This is a genomic window from Haloferula helveola, from assembly GCF_037076345.1.
Lineage (GTDB): Bacteria > Verrucomicrobiota > Verrucomicrobiia > Verrucomicrobiales > Akkermansiaceae > Haloferula > Haloferula helveola.
Genome location: NZ_AP024702.1, coordinates 1,106,594 through 1,131,547 on the forward strand (window position 1 = coordinate 1,106,594; position 24,954 = coordinate 1,131,547).

Annotated in this window: 19 protein-coding genes and 1 pseudogene; 19 read left to right on the top strand and 1 reads right to left on the bottom strand. The window is 61.7% G+C overall.

Features of this window, described 5'->3' with window-relative positions:
* Positions 1 to 257 precede the first annotated feature (257 nt).
* The 18 genes and pseudogenes from HAHE_RS03835 (at position 258) to HAHE_RS03915 (ending at position 22,549) form a co-directional block, all read left to right on the top strand.
* Positions 258 to 3,383, top strand: a complete 3,126-nt coding sequence (locus HAHE_RS03835; protein ID WP_338688761.1) for a glycoside hydrolase family 2 TIM barrel-domain containing protein — start codon at positions 258 to 260, stop codon at positions 3,381 to 3,383.
* Between the two features lie 168 nt (positions 3,384 to 3,551).
* The gene (locus HAHE_RS03840; protein ID WP_338688762.1) at positions 3,552 to 5,552 is read left to right on the top strand and encodes a hypothetical protein; all 2,001 of its coding nucleotides are present in this window, start codon (positions 3,552 to 3,554) and stop codon (positions 5,550 to 5,552) included.
* Positions 5,553 to 6,152: 600 nt separating this feature from the next.
* Positions 6,153 to 7,841 carry a pilus assembly protein PilM gene (gene pilM, locus HAHE_RS03845; protein ID WP_338688763.1) on the top strand — a complete coding sequence of 563 codons (1,689 nt, stop codon included), beginning with the start codon at positions 6,153 to 6,155 and terminating at the stop codon, positions 7,839 to 7,841.
* Positions 7,838 to 8,380 (top strand): hypothetical protein, encoded by a 543-nt coding sequence (locus HAHE_RS03850; RefSeq protein ID WP_338688764.1) that lies wholly within the window; start codon positions 7,838 to 7,840, stop codon positions 8,378 to 8,380. The genes pilM and HAHE_RS03850 overlap by 4 nt, the downstream gene beginning before the upstream one ends.
* Complete coding sequence (locus HAHE_RS03855; RefSeq protein WP_338688765.1) at positions 8,377 to 8,886, top strand: hypothetical protein; 510 nt, start codon at positions 8,377 to 8,379, stop codon at positions 8,884 to 8,886. The genes HAHE_RS03850 and HAHE_RS03855 overlap by 4 nt, the downstream gene beginning before the upstream one ends.
* Before the next feature lie 20 nt (positions 8,887 to 8,906).
* Positions 8,907 to 10,499, top strand: coding sequence for a secretin N-terminal domain-containing protein (locus HAHE_RS03860; RefSeq protein WP_338688767.1), 1,593 nt, complete (start codon positions 8,907 to 8,909; stop codon positions 10,497 to 10,499).
* Positions 10,500 to 10,517: 18 nt separating this feature from the next.
* Positions 10,518 to 12,221: a GspE/PulE family protein gene (locus tag HAHE_RS03865; protein WP_338688769.1), complete on the top strand. Its 1,704-nt coding sequence runs from the start codon at positions 10,518 to 10,520 to the stop codon at positions 12,219 to 12,221.
* Between the two features lie 160 nt (positions 12,222 to 12,381).
* Entirely contained in the window at positions 12,382 to 13,524 is a 1,143-nt protein-coding gene (locus HAHE_RS03870) for a type II secretion system F family protein (RefSeq protein WP_338688771.1), read from the top strand.
* A gap of 27 nt (positions 13,525 to 13,551) precedes the next feature.
* Complete coding sequence (locus tag HAHE_RS03875) at positions 13,552 to 14,748, top strand: PilT/PilU family type 4a pilus ATPase (protein ID WP_338688773.1); 1,197 nt, start codon at positions 13,552 to 13,554, stop codon at positions 14,746 to 14,748.
* Positions 14,749 to 14,852: 104 nt separating this feature from the next.
* A complete protein-coding gene (locus HAHE_RS03880; protein ID WP_338688775.1) occupies positions 14,853 to 15,245 on the top strand; it encodes a prepilin-type N-terminal cleavage/methylation domain-containing protein in 393 nt (130 codons plus the stop codon).
* Positions 15,246 to 15,350: 105 nt separating this feature from the next.
* A complete protein-coding gene (locus HAHE_RS03885) occupies positions 15,351 to 15,842 on the top strand; it encodes a prepilin-type N-terminal cleavage/methylation domain-containing protein (protein ID WP_338688777.1) in 492 nt (163 codons plus the stop codon).
* Positions 15,839 to 15,943: pseudogene (locus HAHE_RS21715) on the top strand (prepilin-type N-terminal cleavage/methylation domain-containing protein); the annotation flags it as partial. The gene HAHE_RS03885 and the pseudogene HAHE_RS21715, both read left to right, overlap by 4 nt.
* Positions 15,944 to 15,946: 3 nt before the next feature.
* Positions 15,947 to 16,300, top strand: a complete 354-nt coding sequence (locus HAHE_RS03890; protein WP_338688778.1) for a hypothetical protein — start codon at positions 15,947 to 15,949, stop codon at positions 16,298 to 16,300.
* Complete coding sequence (locus HAHE_RS03895; RefSeq protein WP_338688780.1) at positions 16,287 to 16,751, top strand: type II secretion system protein; 465 nt, start codon at positions 16,287 to 16,289, stop codon at positions 16,749 to 16,751. The genes HAHE_RS03890 and HAHE_RS03895 overlap by 14 nt, the downstream gene beginning before the upstream one ends.
* 92 nt (positions 16,752 to 16,843) lie before the next feature.
* Complete coding sequence (locus HAHE_RS03900) at positions 16,844 to 18,451, top strand: polymer-forming cytoskeletal protein (RefSeq protein WP_338688782.1); 1,608 nt, start codon at positions 16,844 to 16,846, stop codon at positions 18,449 to 18,451.
* A gap of 112 nt (positions 18,452 to 18,563) precedes the next feature.
* Entirely contained in the window at positions 18,564 to 19,994 is a 1,431-nt protein-coding gene (locus tag HAHE_RS03905; RefSeq protein WP_338688784.1) for a TMEM43 family protein, read from the top strand.
* 64 nt (positions 19,995 to 20,058) lie between these two features.
* On the top strand, positions 20,059 to 21,189 hold the full coding sequence (locus HAHE_RS03910) for a hypothetical protein (protein WP_338688786.1): 1,131 nt from the start codon (positions 20,059 to 20,061) through the stop codon (positions 21,187 to 21,189).
* 133 nt (positions 21,190 to 21,322) lie between these two features.
* Positions 21,323 to 22,549 (top strand): DUF4272 domain-containing protein, encoded by a 1,227-nt coding sequence (locus HAHE_RS03915; protein ID WP_338688788.1) that lies wholly within the window; start codon positions 21,323 to 21,325, stop codon positions 22,547 to 22,549.
* Positions 22,550 to 22,668: 119 nt separating this feature from the next.
* On the opposite strand, the gene HAHE_RS03920 is transcribed toward HAHE_RS03915, so the two are convergent.
* Positions 22,669 to 23,724 carry a hypothetical protein gene (locus HAHE_RS03920; RefSeq protein ID WP_338688790.1) on the bottom strand — a complete coding sequence of 352 codons (1,056 nt, stop codon included), beginning with the start codon at positions 23,722 to 23,724 and terminating at the stop codon, positions 22,669 to 22,671.
* Between the two features lie 231 nt (positions 23,725 to 23,955).
* On the opposite strand from HAHE_RS03920, the gene HAHE_RS03925 reads away from it, so the two are divergent.
* Positions 23,956 to 24,921, top strand: a complete 966-nt coding sequence (locus HAHE_RS03925) for a PmoA family protein (protein WP_338688791.1) — start codon at positions 23,956 to 23,958, stop codon at positions 24,919 to 24,921.
* Positions 24,922 to 24,954: the final 33 nt, after the last annotated feature.

Below are 24,954 nucleotides of genomic sequence, written 5' to 3' on the forward strand. Positions count from 1 at the left end.
CAAAGACCGCGACGCCCGAGATGCGCCGCAAGCCTTGCCGTAGAGCGGAACCGACGACCATCGACCTGCATCTCCGTTAAGTCCGAGATCACTGAGCAACACCCTACGAGATCTGCAATGCGCGCGATCGCCGTGCACGCTGCGACTTGAGCACCCGCGTCTTCCATCCGTGACGCGGCTGGAAAGGCAAACTCTTCCGACGGCTTCGATCTTGTCACCTGCCCCGCCCTGCCGGAGGCTTTCCACCCTACCCGAACGTGAAGACAAAAACCCTTTTATGGACCGGCCTGCTGGTGGCCGGAGTAATGTCGGCGGCAGAAGTGCCGAAGGAAATCGAAGACGCCCGGATTACCGGAGCCCACAAGCTGGAGGCGCGCGGCAACCATTGGGGTCACCCGGATCCCTCGAGTGCCCGACAGCACCCCTACGGCGAAGGACCGCGGGTGCGGTCGCTCAACGGCACGTGGAAATTCAGTTGGGCAGCGCGCCCCGAAGAACGGGTCGTGGATTTCTTCAGTGCGGACTTCGACCACTCGGCGTGGGGCACGATCCCGGTCCCATCGACCTGGGAACGGGAGGGCCACGGCACACCGCTCTACGTCAACATCAACTACCCCTTCAAAGTCGATCCACCACGTGTGATGGGTGAGCCCGACCCGAGCTTCACCAGCTTCAAGGAACGCAATCCGGTCGGCTCCTACCTCCGGGACTTCGAGATACCGGACACCTGGAAGGACATGCGGGTGATCCTGCACTTCGGCGGGGTTCGGTCGGCGATGTTCGTCTGGGTCAACGGCACGCAGGTCGGCTACTCGCAGGGATCGCGACTGCCGGCGGAGTTCGACATCACGGACCAGCTCAGGCCCGGGGCGAACCGGCTCGCGGTCGAGGTCTACAAGTTCAGCGACGCCTCCTACATCGAGGATCAGGACTTCTGGCGTCTCAGCGGGATCTTCCGCGACGTGATGCTCCACGCGATGCCCGCGGACGGCCTGTGGGACGTCTATGCCGAATCCGGATTTCACCTCGAAAAGAACGAGGGTCACCTGACGCTCCGATCCACGCCGATGCCCGGAGCGGAACCGGATGTGGAGATGACTCTCTACGATCCTGCCGGCAAACGCATCGGAACCGGCAGAAGCGAACTTTCCGTTTCCCGACCGCAGCTCTGGTCACCCGAGAACCCGGCGCTTTACCACGCGGAGGTCACGGTGAAGTCCGGCGGCAATCTCGTGCAGGCATTCCGCCTGCCGGTCGGCTTCCGCAAGCTGGAAGCGAAAGGCAAGGAGCTGCGTTTCAACGGCCAGCCTTTCAAGATCCGTGGAGTCAACCGGCACGAGTTCGATCCGCAAACCGGCTACGTGATGGACGAGGCGCTGATGCGGAAGGACCTCGAGCTGATGAAACGGGCGAACATCAACTTCGTGCGCAACGCCCACTACCCCTGCGACCCGCGATGGTATGACCTGTGTGATGAAGTCGGCATGCTGGTGATGGACGAGGCCAACGTCGAATCCCACGGGCTGAGTTATCACAAAAGGGTGCTGCCGGGTGACCAACCGGACTGGTCGGCGGCATGCGTCGAGAGGATGACACGGATGGTGATCCGCGACCGGCAGCATCCGTCGGTCGTGATGTGGTCGCTCGGCAACGAGGCTGGCTATGGCGACACGTTTCTCGCGATGCGCGAGGCGGCCCGTGCCGCGGATCCCGAAAGACGCCTCATCCAGTATGCGGACATGAACCGCGCGGCGGATGTCGACAGCCAGACCTATCCGCCCATCTCGTGGCTCAAGCAGCACGTGCAGGGGAAAGCCAAACGTAAAGGTGAACAGGGCCAGACGTCGCACGAGGAACAACACGGCCCCTACCCGTCGGGCCGCCCCTTCGTGATGAATGAATACGCCCATGCCATGGGCAACAGCGTGGGCAATTTCCAAGACTACTGGGACCTGATCTGGGCCGAGCCGGTGCTCGCCGGCGGCTTCATCTGGGATTGGGTGGACCAAGCCCTGTATCGCGACCGAAACGATCCGGGCAAAGGCTTCGTCTACGGCGGCGACTTCGGCGACGTGCCCACCAACACCAACTTCTGCGTCAACGGGTTGGTGGCCGCGGATCGCACGCCGCATCCGCACTACGAGGAGGTCCGCAAGGTTCATCAACCGGTGGCCTTCGACGGCTCACAACTGAAAGCCGGCCGCCTGACATTGATCAATCGGGCGCTCGATGGAGAGCTTTCCGATCTGGAACTGCACGCCGACATTCATGGTGACGGACAGCAGGTCACCTCGGAGACATTGCAACTTCCGTCCGTCCCCTTGGGTGGCACGGGCGAGGTGAAGGTCCGTGTGCAAACATGGCTCGAATCGGCGAAAGGAACGGAATGCATGGTGACTTTCCGACTCATCCTGAAAGGCGATACCCCGTGGACACCCAAGGGGCATGTCGTCGCGTGGGAGCAATTTGCCTTGGGCGACGGGAAACCCGAGCCACGCGCCGCAGTCGCCACCGACCCGCCGAACAAGGAAGCCGACGGGTTCGGGCTGAGCGACGGCGGGGTGACCGCGAGGATTTCATCCGACACGGGCCTGCTGAGCTCCTACCGGATCGGTGACCGCGAGCTGATCGTGCAACCGATGCGTTGGAACTTCTGGCGCGCCCTGACCGACAACGACCTCGGCTGGAAGGTCGATAAGAAGCTCGCGGTCTGGAAGGAGGCGGGCAGCAAGGTGGAGGTCAAGTCCATCACCTCGGGCACGGATAACGACCAGCAGGGCTTTGTCGAGTGCGAGGCCCGGATTCCGGGGATCGGCGCAGTGATTCACACACGGCACACCATGACCTCCGGTGGCGTCATTCTCACAAGCTGTCGTTTCCGGATTGCGACCAAAGGCAAAAAGAAGACTCCGGACCTTCCCCGCCTCGGGCTGCAGTTCGCCATTCCGGCGGAGTTCGGTGAGGTGGAGTGGTACGGCCGCGGACCGCATGAGAGCTATTGGGACCGCAAGACCTCCGCACCGGTCGGGCGCTACCAATCGACCGTCCGCGATTGGGTCACGCCCTACGTGCGGCCTCAGGAAAACGGCAACCGCTGCGACATCCGCTGGATCCGTTTCGCCAACCCGACCGGCGACGGGCTTGGGTTCCGCTCCACCGAGACGCTATCGGCGAGCGCCTGGCCCTACTCGATGCAGGACCTCACCGGCGGCACTCACGACTTCGACCTGCCGGAGCGCGACTTCATCACGGTCAATCTTGACCACCTCCAAATGGGCGTCGGTGGCGACAATTCCTGGGGGCTCCCGGTCAACACCCCCTACCTCATTCCGGCCGACCGGGATTACCGATGGGAATTCCGCATCGAGCCGCTCCAGCCTTGAGGGTGTGGGCAATTCCCTCTTCTGAGCCGTCGCCCACAGACGCCGGGATCAGCCAATTTCCGGGATCCATGGGAGCCGATTCATAAAAATTTCCAACCTGTTAGGTGGAAAAGTTTGATATTTAATAAAAATTAATTATTTAGATCGCCGAAATATCCCTCTGGTTCGGTGATCTCTTCAAACATTCTCCGCTTTCCGGGGCGTCTTTCGATGCTGCTGGCACTTTCGTCCCTACCCCTCTGGGGAGCGGCCAATCAGGAACTGGCCGAGGACAACGTTCTGGTGGTCCGGAATTCGGCCCAGCCCGACAGTCAGGCGGTTTGGGAGGCCTACCAGGCGGTCCGTCCCGGCGTCCGGGGCATGGACCTGAACGATCCTTCCCTCTTGCCGGGCACGATCGATTATTCGGAGTTCGTTTCGAAGATCCGGAACCCGCTCCGCTCCCATCTGGAGTCCACCGGATCGGCCGAGGACGTGATGGTCATCGTTCTCACCAAGGGCATTCCCCACCGGATCCGGGATCTGAATCTGGGAGACGTCGGAGACAGCCCCGGCACCGCCTACAACCTGTGGCAGGCGGGAAAGGCATCCTACGTATCGGTCGATTCCGAGCTGACCCTACTGTGGCAGGATCTCGAAGTCGGCGACACCGCCAACGCCATGGACTCCCCCGCGGACAATCGGGTGACCAACCCCTTCCGCAGCCTGGCGACGCCCTTCGCATCCTTCGACCGGAGCGGCATTCGAGACTCCGCCACGTTTGTCGCCGGGGGCACGACCTGGACGATGAAGACCTCGAAGAAGGGCTCCAATCTCGACCCCGGGTGCATGTATCTCGTTTCGAGACTCGACGGAAACTCGCTCGGAGCGGTGATCGGGATGATCCAGCGGGGCCCGGTCGCCAACTACAACCCGGAGAGCGACTGGATCGTTCAGGACAAGCATGCGGGAGGCACCTACGATCTGGGTGATTACAACTCGACCGAGTCACAGGTCGCACCCCAATGGCCGGCTTTCCTGTACGAGGAGACCAATACCTTCATCATCGGCGAAAATGGCGACCTCCCCAACGGCAACGCCGGCACCCAGCGCCTCTCGGGCCGGGTTGCCGCGCTGACCGGCTACGGCGGCAATCACTCGGGTGGTCACTGGACCGGATTCACGTCCACCTGGCAGGGACAACTTGCCGCCGGTGCGGTCTACTCGGGAATCGAGAGCTTCAACGCACGCAAGTTCGGCGGCGTCGGCGGCTTCAGCGATCACGGGCAACTGTCGGACTGGATCGACGCCGGCGGAACGCTCGGAGTTGGCAATGTGTGGGAACCGATGACCGACGGCGCCCCACGAAACTCCTACCTGCTCAAGCACTACTTCATCGATGGTCGGACCTGGGTCGAAGCCGCTTGGTCGTCGGTTCGCTACATTTCCTGGCAAACCCTCGTGCTGGGCGACCCGCTCGCCAAGGCCTCCTTCAGCAGTCTTCCCACCGCCTCGGTATCGGCCGACGGGCGACTCTCAGAAACCGGCGGCAGTTCCGCCGTTCTCACAGTCACGCTCTCCCAACCGGCCGACGAGGACACCGATATCGAACTCACCTTTACCGGAGCCGACATGGATCTCGACTACCGGATCGCCAATGGAAACTCGGGCACGGTGCGTATCGCCAAAGGCAACACAACCGCGACGCTGGATCTTGAGGGCCTGCCGGATGAGGAAGTTGAAGGAACCGAGACTCTCGAGGTGACCATCGCTCCAAGCGCGAACCTCGTTGCCGCTTCCGCACCTGCCGAAGTCGCGATCGATGACAGCCCGTTCGCTTCATGGATCCTCGACCGGTTCGGAGCACCATCCGGAATCACCCATCCCGATGCCGACCCGGATGGAGACGGGATCGCGAACGTCGTTGAATACGCGCTTGGGCTTGATCCCCTGCTCCCCGGCACCGGCCCCTCGCTCGACTCGAATTCGGGAACTCCCACCTACCGCTACTCGATCAACCCCGCCGCTACCGACGTCGATGTCTCGGTCGAGTTCTCCACGAATCTCGAGCAGTGGCTACCGGCTGCTCCCGGGTTCACCGGCACGGTGGACGGCCTCGATCAATTCGAAGTGCCGGTGCCCGCTGGAGAAGACAACGGCTTCTTTCGCTTGAGGGTGGATCTCCAGTAGCAGCCGGTTCTTCCCAGTTGCAGACGGCGAGGGAAACGCATCCGCGTCGAAGTGGATCTGCCGATTCGTTTGCGCGCTAGAAGACACTGGAAGCCTCCCGAGTTCATGACGCCGCACCTAGTGCGGACCCGCTCATTGAGCCGTCCCCATATCTTCTTGCAGCGCTCGGTGAGAAGCATCAGCCGAGCCTAGAACTTACAGGATTCCCCTCACCTCGACACGGATGGGATCGTGCAAACATCCATGTTTTGTCTCGACACTTGCGCATACTTTCTGCTAGAACGGAATACCTACTAGTTAAGTGATATAGCTATTCAAGGCGTGCTTGCCCCCCAAAGAGCGAGCTGCTGCGAAATCAGAGTCCCTCCGTTGCTCCCCCAACGGCGGCACATTCAAGGTACCAGATAGCACATCGTCCTCGCGAACAACTAGAGGCCGAAAGCCGCTTCCAGCCCCTTACGAAGCCGAGCCCTGCAGGGCCGGCGGTGCTGGCGACTTGGCCTCCCCCCTTTGTTCATGACGCCTGACTCCCTCAACCCAGTCAACCCGAGTCCCCAACCCCCGAACCGATCCCGCCGCTCTTCGCGACAGGAAACCCTCGTGGGCGTGGAGATCGGGTATGATACGATCCACCTCGTGCTCCTGAAACGGAGCGCTGGAGGGCAGGTTCATTTCGAGAAGTGTCAGGCCTTTGAATACGATGCGAACGCGGAGCTCGAATCCTCTGCTTTCGTCTCAACGCTCAAGGGAGCGCTCAAGCAGTTCTGCGGATCGCTGAAGGACATTTCGATCTGGGCCGCACCGAAGCTGGGCGGAGCCAACGTCCATCACATCAAGATCCCCCAGGTGAACCCTGCCGGACTTCCGGGAGCGGTCTATTGGGGCCTCCAGCGAGAAGATCCATTTCTTGAGGAAGAAACGGCGGTTGATTTCCAAGTCGAGCATGGAGAGCAATTCGACAAGAGCCTGAACGTGACGGGAGCGCTCGTGGAGCGCCGGAAAGTCGACGGCTTGCGGCGGACGTTCGCCCACGCCGGCTACCCGCTGAGTGGCATCGGACTTTCTCTGTTCGCACTGCGCAATGTCGTCAACCTCGGCAACAGGGAGACACCCAAGACGCCGGTCATGATCTGCCAGATGGGCGAGCACGCGACCAGCGTGAGCGTGCTGCTCGACCGGCGGCTGGTCTTCACCCGCAACATTCCGGGAGGACTCGAGATCCTTGCCGAAGCACTGGTCAAGGACCTCGACCCGACACCGAGCTACGAGGAAGCCTGCGAACTGGTCCTCAAGCTCGGACTTGGGGAGGAAGGTCTGTCCGCCGATGACAAGCGGCGACTCAAGAGCTCGATGGAGCTGCTCGGACCGGTTCTCGAACGCACCGTGCGGCAGATCGAACGGACGGTTCAGTATTACCAAAGCAATTTCGACGGCGAACCCTTGGAGACGGTTTACTTCGGCGGTTCGATCGCTGCCCGCGGAAAACTGTTCGACTATATTTCCCAAGGCCTGCCGCTGGAAGTGATCGCCATTGATCCGTTCGATGCACCGGAAATCGAGACCGACGCATCCCTGCCCGCCGACACTGCGGAACGGGTCGCCTACGGTCCCGCGTTCGGTCTGGCTCTGGAGGCGGGTCAGGACGGAATCAATCTGGCCCAAACCTATAAGGATCGGCAGAACGAAGGAAAGCAGCGCAAGGCCGCGACGCTGGTTACCATCCTTCTGCTTTTGGTAACGGCGGGCACCGCGATCTTCTACGGCCTGCAGCGGCTGGAACTGCGAAGCCTGAACGGCAAGCGCGACGGCCTTGCATGGAATTTGGAGCAACTGGGTCCGCGGCTCGACGCCGCAAGCATCAAGAAGGAAAGTGAGGAAGTCCGTGCGATCCAGGAGCGCCGGAGGGCCGCGACCAGCCGCTACGAGGCGCCCGCCCTGCTTTCCGAAGTCACGAGGCTGACGCCCGAGAACATCTCTCTCCTCCACGTCTCAGCCGCGATGGACAGCTCCGTAATGCTTCTGGACGCCTCGGGAGAGGACGACAAGGAGGAGAAGACCGTCGCCGAAGCAGAGGACTCGATGCTTCTGAAAGGAGTGGTGAAGGGAGACCGGACCTCGCTGGAAACCGCGCTCACGATCTATGTGGCCCGGCTCGCCCAGTCGGGGATTTTTCAATCGGTCGAGGTCGAGTCGACGGAACTTGTCGAAAGTGCGGACGAACTGCTTCTGGCCTTCACGCTGAACGTGAAGACCGCTGACGACAGCAACAAGGAGGTGACCAAGCGATGAAGACCACGGGAGGCAACGCGATCGCATCCGCCCGATGGATGATGGTTCTTCCGACCATCTTCGTGCTGGCGACACTCGCGCTTGTCTTCGGCGGCGTGCTTCCGTGCGTCGGAGACATCAAAGAGGCCGAAGCTTCGATCGGCGAGTTGGAAGCCGACCTGAAGCAACAACGGACCTTGGTTCCCGTTTATCAGTCGCTGCAGAAGCGGAAGGAGAAGTCCCTTCCGGAGGGGATCTCCGTTAATGAGCTCGAGCCGCTGAAGATCGAAGACCTCGCCGAGTTGCCGGATGTCTTCGAGACCCTCGCGAGCGTGTCCGGGGTGGAACTCGTCTCGGCGACCCCCCAGGTCCGCTCCCTTGAGGGCGGACGCGAATTGCTGCGGGTCGATGTCCGCATGCGTGGCGAGTTCATGACCTTCAGTCCGCTCATCAACCGGCTCAACCACATGCCTTTCGTCGAATCCATCGAATCCTTCGCCATCGATGTCACCGACCTCGGAAACGAGATCGGTCTCTCGGTCTGGCTGGCAATCCAATGACCTCACGCGAAAAAGTCCTGCTCGGTATCGTCGCCGTCGCCGCCATCGGCGCTGGGGTGTATTTCGTATCGGGAGCCGCCAGCCCGGTTGCGGATTCGCCGCCGCCGGCACGGCCGGACCTCACGGCGCTGATCGCCAGTGTGCAGGTGAACCTGAAGAAGGGACAACTGACGGATCGCGAGGAGCGGATTCTGGCCGCGGCAGCCACTCCATGGGCCCGCAATCCGCTACGTGACCGCCCCCTTGCGGCACGGAAACGTGAGGTCGAGTCCACCCAGCTTCCGCAGTACACGGGCTTCATCAATATCGGATCACAACCCATCGCCATCATCGACGGCCGCGACTACCGGGCCGGCGAAATGATCGAAGGCGGGGAATTCCAGCTCTCGGAGATCCACTCCGACCACGTCAAACTGATTCGCCGGGGAGCCACCGACCCGGTCGACGTCCCTCTCGAACAAGAGCAGATCCCGGGCAGCCGGGACCAAACCGCAGGAGCATCGTAATGAACAAGCCGATGACAACCATGTCTGTTACACAACGCGACCGTTTCACGTCGCACCTATCCATTCGCCATCTCTGCGCGGGCCTCGTAGCGGTCCTGCTGGTCGGGGGTTGCACGATGCCGCCGATGCCGCCGGACTCGGCCACCGACGATGCGACCTACAAGGAATGGAAGCAGCTGGCCCAAGCCGCGGCATGGAACTCTCCGCCCGCTCCCAATTTCCCTCCGGCGCTGGATATCCACGACAGCGTGGCGACCTACCACCCGTTCGATTTCGAGGAAAGCGAGCCACTGCCCCAGATCGCGGTCAAGAACATGGTTCTCACCCGGGACATGGATGTCGGCGTCCTTCTGCGCGCGCTCGCTGACGCCGCCGACCTGAACGTCCTCATCAGCAACGACGTCAGCGGCCCGATCCGCGTGAGTCTCCGGCGCGAAACCCGCTGGGACCGCCTGTTCCTCGCCATCACCGAGGCGCGGGGTTACCACTACGACCTCCAGGGAGATCTCCTCAGCGTGTACTCCCTCCAGGATGTCCAGAGCAAGATCGCCATGGAGTCCGCGCTCCACGAACAGCTCGAGGCCTCCGAGAGAAGGATGCGGTCCGAGCCCACTCAGGTCAGCATGGTCCGTATCCACTATGCCGACCTCGACAGTCTTGCGGAAGCAGTGCGCTCCACCATGTACGCCAAGACCGCGGCCGGAAATCCGGCAGGCGAAGGCGTGCTTCCGCCGCTCGTGGACAACCAGTTCACGGTTCAGGCCAACAAGGATACCGGCCAGCTCATCCTTCACGGGGTTCCGGCCGACATCTCCCGCGCCCGCAAGATGATCGCAGGTCTTGACCAGCCGACCTATCAGATTCTGATCGAGGCCACCATCGTCCAGGCGAACAACGATGTCGCCCGCGAGCTCGGCGTCCAGTGGGGCCTGTACGGCAACCCAGGCAACTTCATGCTGGGCACCACACCGCGTCCGGACGGATTCAATTCCAACTTCCCCGCCGGCTTTGACCCCGCCGATTCGGGCTTCACCTACGGAGTCAACTTCATCACCGGCAGCACCGCCCTGCAGGCCCAGCTGTCCGCCCTGCAGGAAGACGGCCGACTCAACATCATTTCCCGCCCCTCGATCACGACCCTCGATCAACTGCCCGCCACCATCGAAAGCGGCGAGGAACGGCCGTTCGCGTCCGCCGCCGGGACCGGCATCGCCACCGTTTCCCAGATCGAATTCAAGAAGGCCGCGTTGCGACTCCAGGTCACCCCGCACGTGATCGACACCAACTGGGTCAAACTCGACATCGAAACGACCAAGGACGACTTCGACGACACCCGGCCGATCATCATCGATGGCAACGTCCAGCTGCCGATCCTGACCCGCTCGGCGGAAACGGCCCTGTATCTTGCAAACGGACAGACAACCGTGATCGGAGGGCTCTCCTCGGAAACCAAAAGCCGCCAGGAAGGCGGCATCCCGCTCCTCAAGGACATTCCTGGCCTCGGCGCCGCATTCCGCAGCCAAGCTGATCGAAATGCTTTCAGTGACACGTTGATTTTCATTACCCCCCACATCCTCCCCAAGGTTGCCGACAGGCTGGCGGGTTCCAAGTAAGACCGGAAACTCCGAATCATGACCGCAAGACTTGAAGACATGCTTATGGACGAAGGTCTCCTCTCCGAGGAGAACTTCATCCGGGCACGCAAGACCCCCCGAGCGAACGGACTCAAGGCGCAGGAGCTCATCCTCCGCGAAGGACTGGTGACCGACACCGACATGGTGAGCGTCCTCAGCGACCGTTTGCACATCCCCCGCTACGATCCCGATCTCTACCCCGTGGATCCGGAGCTCGGTGCGATCCTGCCCGCCTCTCTGGCCGGCAAGCACCGCATCGTCCCGCTGCGTCAGGAGCAGAACCTCCTCATCGTCGCCATGCCCGACCCTACCGAGGTGCTCGACATGGATGCGGTTCAGCGGCACGTCAAGATGGAGCTCGAACCCGTCATCTGTACGGAGGCCGAGTACAACGATCTGATGAACAACCTCTACGGCCTGGCGTCCGGCATCGGATCGCTTCTGGCCGATATCGAGGAAGTCGACTACGGCAAGGCTGAAGCGGAAGATGACAGCGACGAGGCCATCGAGGCCCAGGTCAAGGCGCTCACCGACATGGCCGAAGGTTCGACCGCCGTGCGCAGCGTCGACTGGATCATCACGCGGGCCGTTCGCGAAGGAGCGAGTGACGTGCATGTTTCGCCGGAGAAAACTCATGTACAGGTCCGGCTGCGGGTGGACGGCGTCCTCAAGGACCTGCCGCCCATTCCGAAGTCGATGCTGCTCTCGGTGGTGTCGCGCCTGAAGATCCTCGGTAGGATGGACATCGCCGTCACCCGCGTCCCGCAGGACGGGCGCTTCACGGCGCGCATCAGCGGCCGGGAGATCAACGTGCGGGTTTCGTCGCTGCCGACCATCCACGGTGAGAACATCGTGCTGCGACTCCTCGATATGAATGCGCTCGTGTTCAAGCTCGACCAGCTTGGCATGAGCGAGGGCGACATCCGCAAGATCGAGGACACGATCGCCAAACCACAGGGAATGATCCTCAACACGGGTCCGACCGGAAGCGGCAAGACCACAACCTTGTACTCGGTGCTCGAGATGCTGAACGCCCCCGAGGTGAACATCGTCACCGTCGAGGACCCGGTCGAATACCGCATCCCCCGCATCCGCCAGGTCGAGCTCAACGCCCGGGCGGGGATGACCTTCGCCAGCAGCCTGCGCAGCATCCTCCGGCAGGACCCCGACATCGCGATGATCGGCGAGATCCGCGACACCGAGACCGCCACCATCGCCGTCCAGGCGGCGCTCACCGGACACCTCGTTCTCAGCACCGTTCACACCAACAGCGCGATCGGAACAATCTCGCGACTCATCGACATGGGGATCGAACCGTTCCTCATCTCTTCGGTGCTTTCATGCGTGATCGGCCAACGCCTCGTCCGCCGCGTCTGCGACTGCTGCGCCGAGCCATGGACACCGCCGCAAAAGGCCTTGGAATTCTGGGGCCTTGAGCCGGATGCCGACTCCCGGTTTGTCAAAGCGCGCGGATGCCACCGCTGCCGCCACACCGGCTACCGCGGCCGTGTCGGCATCTACGAAGTGCTCGCCATCACCGAGAAGCTGCATTCGCTGATCGCAAGAAGGGCCGACGAATCGGAGTTGCTCGAAGCGGCCCGTTCCGAGGGCAACTTCCGCACCATGCGCGAGGACGCGGCCGAGAAGATCCGAACGGGGGTCACCACCCTCGAAGAAGCGGCGGCGAACGTCGCCCTCTGAGGACCTATGGGTCCCCCCAACGTCACCCAAAGCCATCCCTCACCGCCAGCCAGAAGCAGAAAGGAGGTCAATCGTCATGGCGACATTCAGTTACGCAGCATCCGACTCCTCAGGGAGAATGCGGAGCGGCACTCTCACGGCGGATAACGCCACTGAGGCCTTGGCTCGTATCGCCGATTCGAACCTCGTCCCGGTCGACCTGCAACTCGTCGGGAACTCAAAAGGTGGCGCTCTCGCGCGCCTGCGCACCCACTACCTGCCGGTGCCGCCGACCGACCTGATCATTTTCACCAAACAGCTCAACACCATGGTCCGCGTCGGCATTCCGATGACCCAGGCGTTGGGGATCCTCAGGGATCAGACCGAGCAGCCGCGACTCAAACGCCTGGCTGGCATCATCCGCGACGATGTCGAAGGCGGCTCCAGCCTTTCCGCCGCGGCAGGAAAGCATCCCGACGTATTCTCATCGCTCTTTTGCAGTATGATTGAGGCGGGCGAGACGAGCGGCACCCTCCCGGATGTCCTCGACCGGCTGGTGTATCTGATCGAGCACGAGGCGCAGGTCAAAGCGGAGATCAAGTCCGCGTTGCGCTACCCGATGATCGTCGTCGGAGCGCTGGTGGCCGCCTTCGTCGTGATGGTCGGCTTCGTGATTCCGCGATTTGTGGCCTTCTTCGACAAACAGGGGCTGGTGCTTCCCCTGCCGACACGCATCTGCATCGCGATGAGCGAGTTCTTCACGAGCTACGGGCTGTGGGTCCTGCTCGGAGCCGGGATCGCCGGACTCATGGCCCATCACTACTTCAACCGGACGGAACGCGGCCGCCTGTCCCGTGACCGGGCATTGATCGCCATGCCGCTGATCGGGCCCGTTCTGGTCAAAGCCGCGATGTCCCGCTTCGCCAGCATTTTCGCCATTCTCCAGGCCAGCGGCGTCCTGATCCTCGATGCTCTCCGGATTCTTACCGAGACGGTAGGCAACGCCGCCATCTCATCCGAGTTCGTCAAGGTCCGCGAGTTGCTGGAGGAAGGGCACGGCGTCGCAGGCCCTCTCAGCTCGTCCAAGTATTTCCCCCCCATGCTGATCAACATGGTCAAGATCGGCGAAGAGTCCGGGCGTCTCGACGAGATGCTCCGGCACGTCTCCGAGCACTATGACTCGGAGATCCGGCACACCATCAAGAAGATGACGGATGCCATCGGACCCATCCTGATCATCTCACTCACCGTCGTGGTCGGATTCTTCGCCTTGGCCATCTACATGCCCATGTGGGAGCTGACCGAGATGGTGAACAAAAAGTAACTCCCCGATATTCCGGTACCCCCCACCATGAATATTCCCGAGCTAATGGAACTGGCCGTGACACGCCGTGCGTCGGACGTGCACCTGGCCCCGGAACGCAGCCCCGCCATCAGGGTTGACGGGGCGCTGCGACCATTGCGCCAAGAGTATCCGCCCCTGAGCGCGCAGGAGTGCGAGGATGCCATCATCGGCATCCTTCGGCCGGATCAGGTGGACACGCTCCGGCAGAACCTCGAGATCGACCTGAGCTACTCGCTGAACCTGCCCAAGGGAACCACCCGCTTCCGGGTCAATGTCCACCGCCAGCAACGCGGGCTCGGCGCCATCTTCCGGCTCATTCCCGACGACATCCCTTCGCCGGAGGCCCTGACGATGGAGAAATCGATCTTCAAGTTCGCCGAGCTTCCGCGCGGTCTCGTGCTCTTCACCGGCGCGACCGGTACGGGTAAGTCGACCACGCTCGCCTGCCTGATCGAACAGATCAACCGTCGCCGCGAAGAACATATCCTGACCGTCGAGGACCCGATCGAGTACACCTACTCGGAGAAGCGGGCCTGCATCACGCAGCGCGAACTGGGCATTCACACGCACGGTTTCGCCCCGGCACTGAAGTCGGCCCTGCGCGAAGACCCGGACGTCATCCTCGTGGGTGAAATGCGGGACCTCGAGACGATCCAGCTCGCGCTGACGGCCAGTGAAACCGGTCACCTTGTTTTTTCCACCGTCCACACCAGCGACACCTCGCAGACGGTCGACCGGATCATCGACGTCTTCCCGGCGGCACAGCAATCGATGGTGCGCTCCCAGCTCTCCGCCGTCCTGCAGGGCATCGTCACCCAGGTGCTGATGCCGCGAGCGTCCGGATCCGGCCGGATCGCCGCCCGCGAGATCCTGCTGGCGACCCCGGCGGTGCGCACGATGATCCGGGAAAGCAATACCCACCAGCTCTACAACGCGCTGACCTCCGGACTTCAGGCTGGCATGTGTCCGCTGGAGCTCTCGCTTGCCGCGAAAGTCCGGCAGAAGCTGATCACACGGGATGCCGCCGAGGCCGAAGCCAACCGGCCGTCCCAGTTGCGCGACTACCTCGCGAGCAGTTCCTTCTCGTTCTCGGTTCCCGGACTGGCGATCGCCCAGCCCGACGACGTCGAGGATCACGATGATCTGGATTACGATCCACGATCCTCATCCCAACTCACCCCCGCACAACGGATGGAAAACTAGCCATGGGCCTCGGGCCAATCCCCCCTGACCCGCCCCCCGATCTCGGCCGCAGACTCCTGATTCGAAGGTTCTGCCGCCGTTTACCCGAAACAGAAGCAACCAACATGAAGACACAACTGAAACCAACCCGAAGGAAGAGCGGTTTCACCTTGATCGAGGTGATCGCCGTTCTCGTGCTGCTCGGCATTCTCGCCGCGATCGCAGTACCCAAATACATCGACATGGCCGACAATGCCCGCAACCGGGCGATCGACGCGGGTGTCGCCGAGCTGAATGGCCGTGAAGCCCTGACATGGGGCAATGTCCTGATCTCGGACACCGGCTACTCGGACGACGCGACCACGTTCGGTGCTGTGGATACCGCCCTTGGAGGTGACTACACCTGGAGCGCTGCACCTACCGTCGCAGGCGGAACGATCTCGTTCCAAGGCTCGGCCGGTGTGGCACTGACGCGAGCTGCCTCTACCGCAACCCAACCCGGCACCTGGTCACGCTAATCCAACGCATGCAAGCTATCCCAAACCGGACCGGGTCCCTCTGAGGAACTCCTTCGAGGGCTCGGTCCGGCCCTTGGGATTCGGATGCGGAAACCCCCGACAACCATGACCCCAACCACCCAACCGCAGGCGGCACGGCGGCGAGGTGGATTCTCCCTCATCGAAATCATCGCCGTCCTGATCCTGCTCGGAATCCTGGCGGTGATCGCCGCAAGCGTCCTTCCGCGCTCCAATGCGAGCCTGGCGACGCAGGCCAATCAACTCAGCGCCAACTTGCGCTACGCCCAGATCCGGGCCCAGGCCGACACTTACCAATGGCGTCTGGTATTCACCGACGCCACCACCTACCAGATCGGGCAGGTGATCGTCCCCGGAGCCGGTTTCAAGCCGGCTGTCGTTCCAGGGACCTCCACCACGCAGGGAACCCTGACCGACGGCGTGACGGCGCCGGCCGGAACCGCCATTCGCTTCGATTCCTGGGGAAGGCCCCTGAATGATGCCGGCGCACTCCTTGCATCGGACCAAACGATCACCTTGACTCAAGGGTCACTCAGCGAGAGTGTTGTGATCCGCGCGAACACGGGATTCATTCCATGAATTCGACCCGTCAGAAATCCGGACCTGCGCGGTCGCGCAGGCCGAGAGGGTTCTCCCTCATCGAACTGATCGCAACATTCGTACTGTCAGCGGTCCTCTTTTCCATGCTCCTGCCCCTGATCGGGTCCGGGCTCCAAGGCAGCCGGCGCGCCCTGATGCGCATGCCGGATTCCCAAAGTCTCCGAACGGAAATGGATGCGGTATGGCAACTCTACCGCACCAGCTACCCCAACGACCTCGCGGGCCTTTCCACCGCTATCGCCAACGCCGCTGCAGCCAACCCGCCGCCTCCCTACACCCTCGTTGAGAACACATGGGTCGATTTCGATGCGGCAGGCGTGGAGTTCGTCCCCCCGCCCGGAACGGAAAACGTGCTGCGGGTCACCTTGGTCAATGCCCGCGGCGAACGCCTCACGGCCTACTTCTCACCCATCCCCTCCGCCGATGAGAACCCGTGACAGAACATGCTCCGGATTCTCGCTAATCGAGATCATCGCCGTTCTCGTGCTGAGCTCGCTGGCACTGGTTTTCGCCGCGATGCTGCTCGTGACATCGACCGGTATTTTCATCAGCAACAAGGAAGCCGCGGAAGATTCCCAGAAAATCCAGGCCGCCATGAACCGACTTGTGAAGGAGCTGACCTATGCCGGCAGCGGAACGGTCGTGGTCAGCAACGGCCGGACCGTGCAATGGACCTCAAACCATCCCGAAAGATTCGGCGACGCCCAAACCGCGACTTGGGACGGCGCCACGGGCTCCAACCTTACCTTGCAGGGTGCCATCCTCCTGGACAACGTCGACCTCTTCGCGGTTTCGTCGACGGCCGATACCGTCACCATCAGCATGCGGTCGGCAAACAGCAATGGGGTCACCCACAGTACCATCGTCCATCCCCGCTATGACCCGTAATCAATAGCCATCAATGGCCTGCCACGGTCACCCCGACATCCATTCCCTGTCGGGCAACCGACTACCCCATTGGGGCTCAACCGAACCGAATCATGAAAACGAACCACTCCACCCCCCTCACCGCCGCAGCGCACATGCGGAAAGGCGGAGTTTTGATCAGCCTCGTCGCGGTCACGCTGGTCATCGGTGTTCTTGGCGTCTCGGTCATCGCTTTCACGCGCAGCTCCGAACACAGCCACCTCAGCGCCAATGCCGGATCCCGGGCCTACTACTTGGCCGATTCAGGCCTGCGCTACGCACAGCACATCCACTGCCGCGACAACGATTGGCTCCACGGCCGTCAGCGCACCCTGACCCTGCAGGGAGGTGAGCAGGTCGACATCATTCGCCTGGGCGACACCTTCTGGGCGACTGCCACGGTGGATGTCGGCACGGCCAAGGAAGCCCGCGCCCGTGTGCCAATGCCCCTCAGCCTCTGCGGCGAGGATCCCGACAACGACCCCATCGACGAATTCGCGGTTTTCGGGGATGTCGCGATTTCCCTCGGAAACAACACCGTGATCGAAGGCGATGTCGCGATCACCGGGGACAATGTCGCACTCAAGGGAATCGTGGACGGGAACATCTATGCAGCCGATGTGACGACCACCTCGTCGAGCGCGACCGTCACGGGCAGCATCTTTTCCTCGGGGTTCGTGGACATCAGAACCGGAGATGTCACCGGCGATATCCACTCTGCCGACGGAATTCTGCTGAGGAGCGCACAAAGCACCGTTTTCGGAGGCTGGTTGTTCTCGCACGGCTCGATCGAGGTGGGAGGCGGCTCCGAAGTCCGGGGACACATCCACAGCTGCGCTGGCGATGTCTTCCTGTCAGGAAGTGCCATCATCGGCACCCCGGCCGAACCGGTCGAGGTCCGGGCACATGGCGACGTGACTCTCAGCGGATCCGCCACGGTTTACGGAAACGTGTACGCGGGCGGGATAATCACCGTAGGCGGCAGTATCGTCGGAAACGCATTCGCCGGTGGCGTCATTCTGAACCCCGGTGCGGTCACCGGCTCCGCCATCGAGTTGTCGCCAACGTATGTGAAGCAACCGATCTGCCCCGATCTCGATGATCTCGATCTCATCAGCCTGCCGGATGCCACCGAATTCACCGCCGGCGGAGACGACATCGATGTCCCGGAGATCGATGAGGACTCTCCGGGGCCGTTCATCGTGGCGCCGGGCTCCTACGGCGCCGTTTCCTCAAGCAACAACTCATCGAATACGGCCTTGCTCCTCAGCGCCGGGGCGGCCGACCACGCGAACTACTATTTCAATACCATTTCACTGGGAAATGACCTGACGCTTTATCTCGACCTTTCGGGTTCGTACGACATCAGGGTCTTCGTCGTGGGGGACATTGCGATCGGGAAGGACCTCAACGTTCTCGTCTCGACCGATGGAACGAACTACGTGTCGATGGACGACGACTCGGTCGACCCGGAGATCGCCGCAAGGGTCTACTGGGAGTCGCAGTCCGACTTCGTACTCGGCGCCACGAGCAACTGGCTCGGGTCGGTTTACACGCCGGACGGCAACCTCAGCGTCGGAAACGGCAGCTACCTGATCGGCTCCTACTACAGCGGCGGTGGTCACGACATCACGGCCAGTGCGGTGGTTCACGTGCCTCCGAACTACTTCGCTGAGGAGTAAGGTTGCCGGCTCGGTCGGTCCAACCGGATGGAAGATCAACGACCCGTTCCAATCTGCCCGCCAATTCGCACTCCCCAATCCCCGTCAGCTGCTCCTAACATCCGCCTGAACCATGGCGGAGAAGAAGAGCAAAAAGGGCAACGGAATCCTGTTCGGACTTGTCCTTCTGGGAGTCTCGATCGCGGCAATCTGGAAGAACGAGCACCGCTTCGACTACTACAGAGCGGCGAGGGACACGGTCCCTGCGGAGACGGTTGACGGACTCGCATCAGGCTCCCTGTTCTCCCACACCGGCGCGATGGACCGGAGCCTCACCCTTGAAGGCCGCTACGTGGATTCCTTCCAGGGCTACCTTCAGGTCCGGCGGACCGCGGAGATCTACGCTTGGGACCGCGACGAGGATGATGACGGGGTAAGTTGGTCGAAGGAGTGGATGTCCTCCTTGCAAAACAACGAACGCAATAGGGATCTGAAGAAGGTCTTCCGCTCCGACACCATCGCACCCGCGAGCTATCTGATCGCCGACCTGCCGGTCGATGGGGCGAAGATCCAGTTCGTCGACCCAAGCCAGTCGATCCCACCCGCCGAACTCACTCTCACGTCAAAAGGAAGCAGCGAGGGACTCGTTGCACGCGAGGACGAATTCTACCTCTCCAAGGGTCGCTCCGACCAATTGGGGGACGAGCGGGTCCGTTACAGCGGCATTCCCGTTCCGGAAGTGGCGACCTACTTCGGCAAGTGGGGCGACGAAATGGCCGTCGCGCATCAGGCGGAACCGAAGAAGGGCTTCATCGCAGGCATCATTCAGGACAAAGGCATCCTCCACCACCTCGTGGCGGGCCAACGCGGACCTGCCCTCATCACCATCAAGGAGCACCTGGCGCGTGTGAAGATGATCGTCCGGATCGTCGCGCTCGTGGTCTGCACGATCGGCGGAGGAATCCTCTTCTCCGGCATTTCCCGTCTGTTGGTTTTCATCCCCGTGATCGGTCCGTTTCTCAACCGGGTCACGGGATGGATCGGCATGCTCTTCGGATTCCTCGTCGGCCTCGCCACCCTCACCGTCGCCTACCTGACCAGCAAACCGATCGTGCTTGCGGTCATCGGGATACTGCTTGCCGTCGGGTTGGTTCTCCTTGCCAGAAATGCAGCCCGTAAGCGCGCGCGAATCCGGGAGAACATTGGGGGGAGCCTCGGACACATCCCTTCGTCCGCCGAGCTGGGTGAGTTGGAGTACATCCAATTGTGGCAGCTCGCCGCAAGCAACGGTGAGATCTCCGCGGACGAGCAGCGCGTCCTCGACCGATGGACACGCCGCAACCGCTGGGATGCGGCCAAGGTTTCCTCCCTCACCGAAAGGGCGGCGAACGAGCTCCCCCACACCCACGGCAGGCAGAAGCTCGAGACCCTCGTCCGCTACTCGCTCGCCGACGGCAGAATCGACCGCAAGGAGCTCAAGACCCTCCAGCAAGCCGCCGGTTGGATCGGCATCGGAAAGCAGGGCCTGACTTCGCTGATGCGCGAGATCCAGTCCGCCTGTTGACTTGACCGGCGCGTCGGGGCTTTCCTGTAGTTGACCGATTGCTCTAGGGCCAACTTCCCTCACCATGACAAGAACCACCTACTTTCTCGGGGCAGGAGCTTCGAAAGCTTTCGGATACCCGATCACATCGGAAATCCTCCCGAAGATCGTCCAGCGCGGCAAAAAGGTCCTGGCCAGGGGCACGAGCGGCCCCGTCTCCGCATCGAAGAAGGAGCTCAAGGAACTGCTGGAGAAGTTGTTCCCGGCACTTTGGCGCCAGCCGGAGAGAGACATGCCGCTCATCACCGATCTCCTGACACTCCTCAACAACGCGATCGTCACGGACACGCCCGTCTTTATCGATGATTCGGAAATGAGTTCACACCAGAGGCTGCGGCTCCGCCTTGAGCAAGGCATTGTCGACGCGCTACGCCCTCCGTACCGAAGGAATTCGCCACCGAAGCTGCTCAGGAAGTTCGTCGACTCGCTCTACCCGTCCGATCCCGGCCGGACGAACGAATCGACGGTGGTGTCCACAAACTACGACCTGTCCATCGAGGGGCTGCTCTATGAGGCAACCGGTTCGGGCGCCTCCGGCTCAGTGGATTCCCACGAAGTCGCCGCCCGGATCGATCACGGATTCACCTACCGGATTCCCTTCGCCAGCCACTCGCCGCTCGCGACTCGACCCTTGGATTCGAAAGTGGGGCTCTACAAGCTGCATGGCTCCTTGAACCTGCTGCGGTGTGCGGTCTGCAAATGCTCGTTTCTGAACCCGCTGGGTGATGTGTCGTGGCGACCGTTCCTCTATCCAAGGAGCAAGCTGAACCGCTGCGACTACTGTGGGATCACCCCTTTGAAACCGGTCATCGTTGCCCCGTCGTTCGTGAGAGATGTCAGCGAGCTCGGGTTGAGCGAGGTATGGAACGCCGCCTATGAGGCGCTCAGGGCAGCACATCGATGGGTCTTCGTCGGCTATTCCCTCCCTCCGGAAGACTACGCGATCCGCAGCCTGTTGCTCCGCGCGTATCGCTTCCGGACCACCAAGCCGGAGGTCAAGGTCATACAGCGGAAGAATACGGAGGAGGATAAGGAGGATAAGGAGAAGCAGCACCTCATGCAGCGCTACCGCCTGCTTTTCGAAAACCCCAAATTCCACTTCGACGGCTTCGAAGCGTTCATCAAATCCCCGCCTGGTTCGAAACCGGGAAACTGAGTATAACCCCGAGGGAAATAGGCGGGCGGGGCCACCCCCTTCGGGCAGGCGCAGGCGGTGGATGTCGAATTCGAACGATCCTTCCGGCCCCTTGAGGCTTTGACGCCCCGGTGCCTCCGGCTAGCCTCCGGACATGAATCACACGCGCTTCAAGGTGGCATTTTTCGGCGTGATGGTCACCGCCCACGCATTGGAACCCGCGGACCTGACGGGGACATGGGATGTCATTTCGAAAGGCAAAGTCGGCGAAGAGTTCAGCAATCTGACCGAGACCCGCTGTGTTTACCGCGGCGACGGGACCTATTCGAGCACAGGTATCGACCTCCTCATCCTGCCCGAGCAAGAGCTGAGGGCGATCACGACCGGCGGGCTCGATGCTGGCACCTGGGAGATCAAGGAAGGCAAGCTCCACTCGCGGATCAGTTCGATGGAGATCGACCTTTTCTCCTCACTGCTCGAGGAGATGGGTCGGGAGGAGTTCGACGCCATGACTCCCGAATTGCTCAAGGAAGTGGATGTCTATGAGCAAGTGTCGGTAGCGAAAGACACGGTAGTTCTCCGGGACGCGGAAGGAATGACGGTCACGATGAAGCGGGTGACCGAGAATCCTGACGAGAAGACTAAAGACTCCGGTGCAGACCCGACGGCTCGCGAAGGAGTGGACAAAGATCCGCTCGGCGAACGCTACAGGCTGACATCGACCGCGATCCTCAGGTTCGAAGGATTCAAGGCTGCCAACTGGCTACCTACGTGGAAAAGACGAACGGGAGTGGGTGACCAGTTGCGCCCTACGGAGGAAATCCTCGATCGACTGCTCTGCAGCTATGCGACGGTTTGCTGGGTGGTGCTGAGCGAAGACCAATTGCCATCCAAGAACGCACAGGCATTCCTCGATACATGGAAGCTCCGGGAGAGCCTGACCGATACCGAACGGGATATTCTTGATACCCCGCGAGACCAGGCTTCGGAAAAATTCACCGACAGCGTTGGCTGGAAAATCGAAAACATGTGGGCGCTGGCTTGGGTTCTCGGTTTTGAGGAGATGCCGGACGTCTATCAGCCGCAGATCGACTCCGAAGGCATTTCCGCCATCTGGACCTTTCTCTCTCCGGCCGGGACTGGAAAGGCCAAGTTTCTCAAGGACCTCAAGGTGCGCCCTCTGAACGAAGTCGTCCAACTGGAGGATCTGTTCTATGGCGCCCACAACGCGGTGCGTTCCGCCCAAACCGGCAAAGAGGGCAGCGTGCCCAGCGGTTTCCATCCGGTAATGCACGGTGGAATTATTCATGAGAAACGCCATGCCCTGACCTGGGCCCTGTCCAAGGGCGTGAAGTGGGAAGACACCGACCTCAGCACCTGAGGCGTAGAATACACATCCGGGCGTCAGCTGGATTGGGGTCGGCAAACATCGACTTGCATCTCTGACGCGGAAGCTCCAGCCCGCTTGATCAGGGCCGTAAGTCCAAGCAGGGCACGACGTCAGGGCCCGGGAAGCTCAGGGATCACAGGAGCGACCCCGGCCGTGTCGATGCGGTCGGTGACTTTCCCGCGCTCGATGCGTCGGTAGCTTCCTCCGGTCTTCAGTGCGAGTTCGCGGAGACGGCTTGCACCGCCGGGATCGCACTCAAGCGCGACGGTATCGATGGCGATGCCACTGGCGGCGAGGAAAGCCATCCGCTGCTTCACATCCTTCCAGTCGGACGGCTCTCCGTCCGAGAGGAGGTAAAGCACCTCGGGCCTTGGATCGAGTTTCACGGCTTCGGACAGCGCACCGATCCACTCGGTGCCGCCGCCCGGACTCATGTTCTCGATGCACTTGAGCGCCTTGAACTTGTTCTCGTCGGTGGCCTGGATCCAATCGATCCGACCCGACCCCTTTCCTCCGGAAATGCCCTGGTTGCCATCGACCCCCCAGTAGCCCTCGTTGAAGAACACGATGGCAAACTGGCAGGTGTCCGGCATCGCCGAGATCGAATCGTGCATCTGCTTGCGGAGGGCTTCGATCCGGCTGACCGGGCTCGGCAGCAGTCCACCACTGCCCTCGCTCATCGAGCCGGAAACATCGACGACGAAAGCGAAGCGGTTGGCCTGGCGCCGGATACCGAAGAACGTGCTCCCGCCGGCGCCTCCGATAATCTCGACTCCTTCTCCAAAGTCTCCGAGGTCCTGGCTGCCGATCCACTCCGTGAGCATCGACTCCGGCCCGGACTCCGGCAGCGGGACATCGCCAAAGGTCGCGGCACGCACGACGTTCGCACTGCCCCCGGGCGGCTGACGAGGAGCACTCGGCCGCTGGAACGCATACGAGTCGGACCGCTTGATCTTCTGTGGAGAACTGTCAGGCCGGTCGGGGTCTTCGGCGGTCGCCACCACCACCAACCCCGGCATCGTCGGCTCAAGCGCGTAGCGGATTCCGAGCAGCACGAAGGCAGCCGTCAACCCGAGCGCCGCGGAGAGCAGAAAGGAGTTCCTCAGATTCCGCCGGCGCAACAATCGGCACCGGGCTTCGCCCACGGTCTGAACTCGGTCCTGCATGGCTTTGGGGATGAAGGGATGCGCATCCACAGGAGCACACCGAATACCCCTGTGATAGAGGATGAAACGAAGATGATCGAGATCCTATTCGATACTTCGCGGCAGAATCCGAAGAAATCCTGAGACCGGTCTCCGAAGAAAAACGGTGATCGGTTCGTAACCGGGGTTGGCAGCAGCTTTGATCCGCCACCTGTCATTCGCTCCCATCACCCTCTTCCCGCAAAACCCACCATGAAACCCGCCAGTTTGCCCGCTCACCTCTTCGCGTTTCTGATCCCGCTACTGGCGCACGGGGGTGATCTGAAGCTCACCGAAACCGACGACGCGATCCTCATCACGCTGCGGGACAAACCGGTGCTGAACTACATCAAGACGGAGAAGCCGGTGCCCGAGGGCATGGATCCCCACTTCCGGAGGAGTGCTTACATCCACCCGGTCTACGCCCCCACCGGACAGGAGGTGACGGGCGACTTTCCGGCCGACCACCCCCATCAGCACGCACTCTTCCTCGCTTGGACCAAGACCAAGTTCGATGGGAAGGAGATCGATTTCTGGAATCAGGCGAAGGAACTTGGGCGAGTCGAGTTCCGTGAGGTTCTGGACGTGAAACGGGAGGACCGTAAGGTGTCGTTTCAAGTGAAGCATGCCTTCACGGTGCCGGAAGGCGAAGAATCCATCGATGTGCTTCACGAAATCTGGACGGTCACCGTTTACCAAACACCGGAAGACCACTTTCTTTTCGATGTCGAAAGCGTCCAGCGATGCGCCACGGACAAACCGCTCCACTTGCCGAAGTATCACTACGGCGGCATGGCATTCCGCGGCAATGCCGAGTGGCTCAGGGACAAAGGTGACCCAAGCCTTCAACCCGGCGATGTTCGCTATCTGACACGTGAAGGAAAAGACCGCCGGGACGGGAACCACACCCGAACCGACTGGGTCTCTTTCACGGGTGAAATTGGCGGCCAGGAGGTCTCGGCCACCGTCTTCGGCAGCCCGGAGAACTTCCGCGCGCCGCAGCACGTCCGCATCCATCCCGACAAGCCCTACTTTTGCTTCGCCCCGATGGTCGACGGACCATTCAAGATTTCTCCCGGCGAAGATTACACCTCCCGCTATCGCTATCTGATCACTTCGAAAGCGTTGGATCAGGACGTCATCGAGAAGCACTGGAACGACTACTCCAAGAGCGAATAGCAGGCTTGCCCGGACCAGCATCGCGACGTGCCC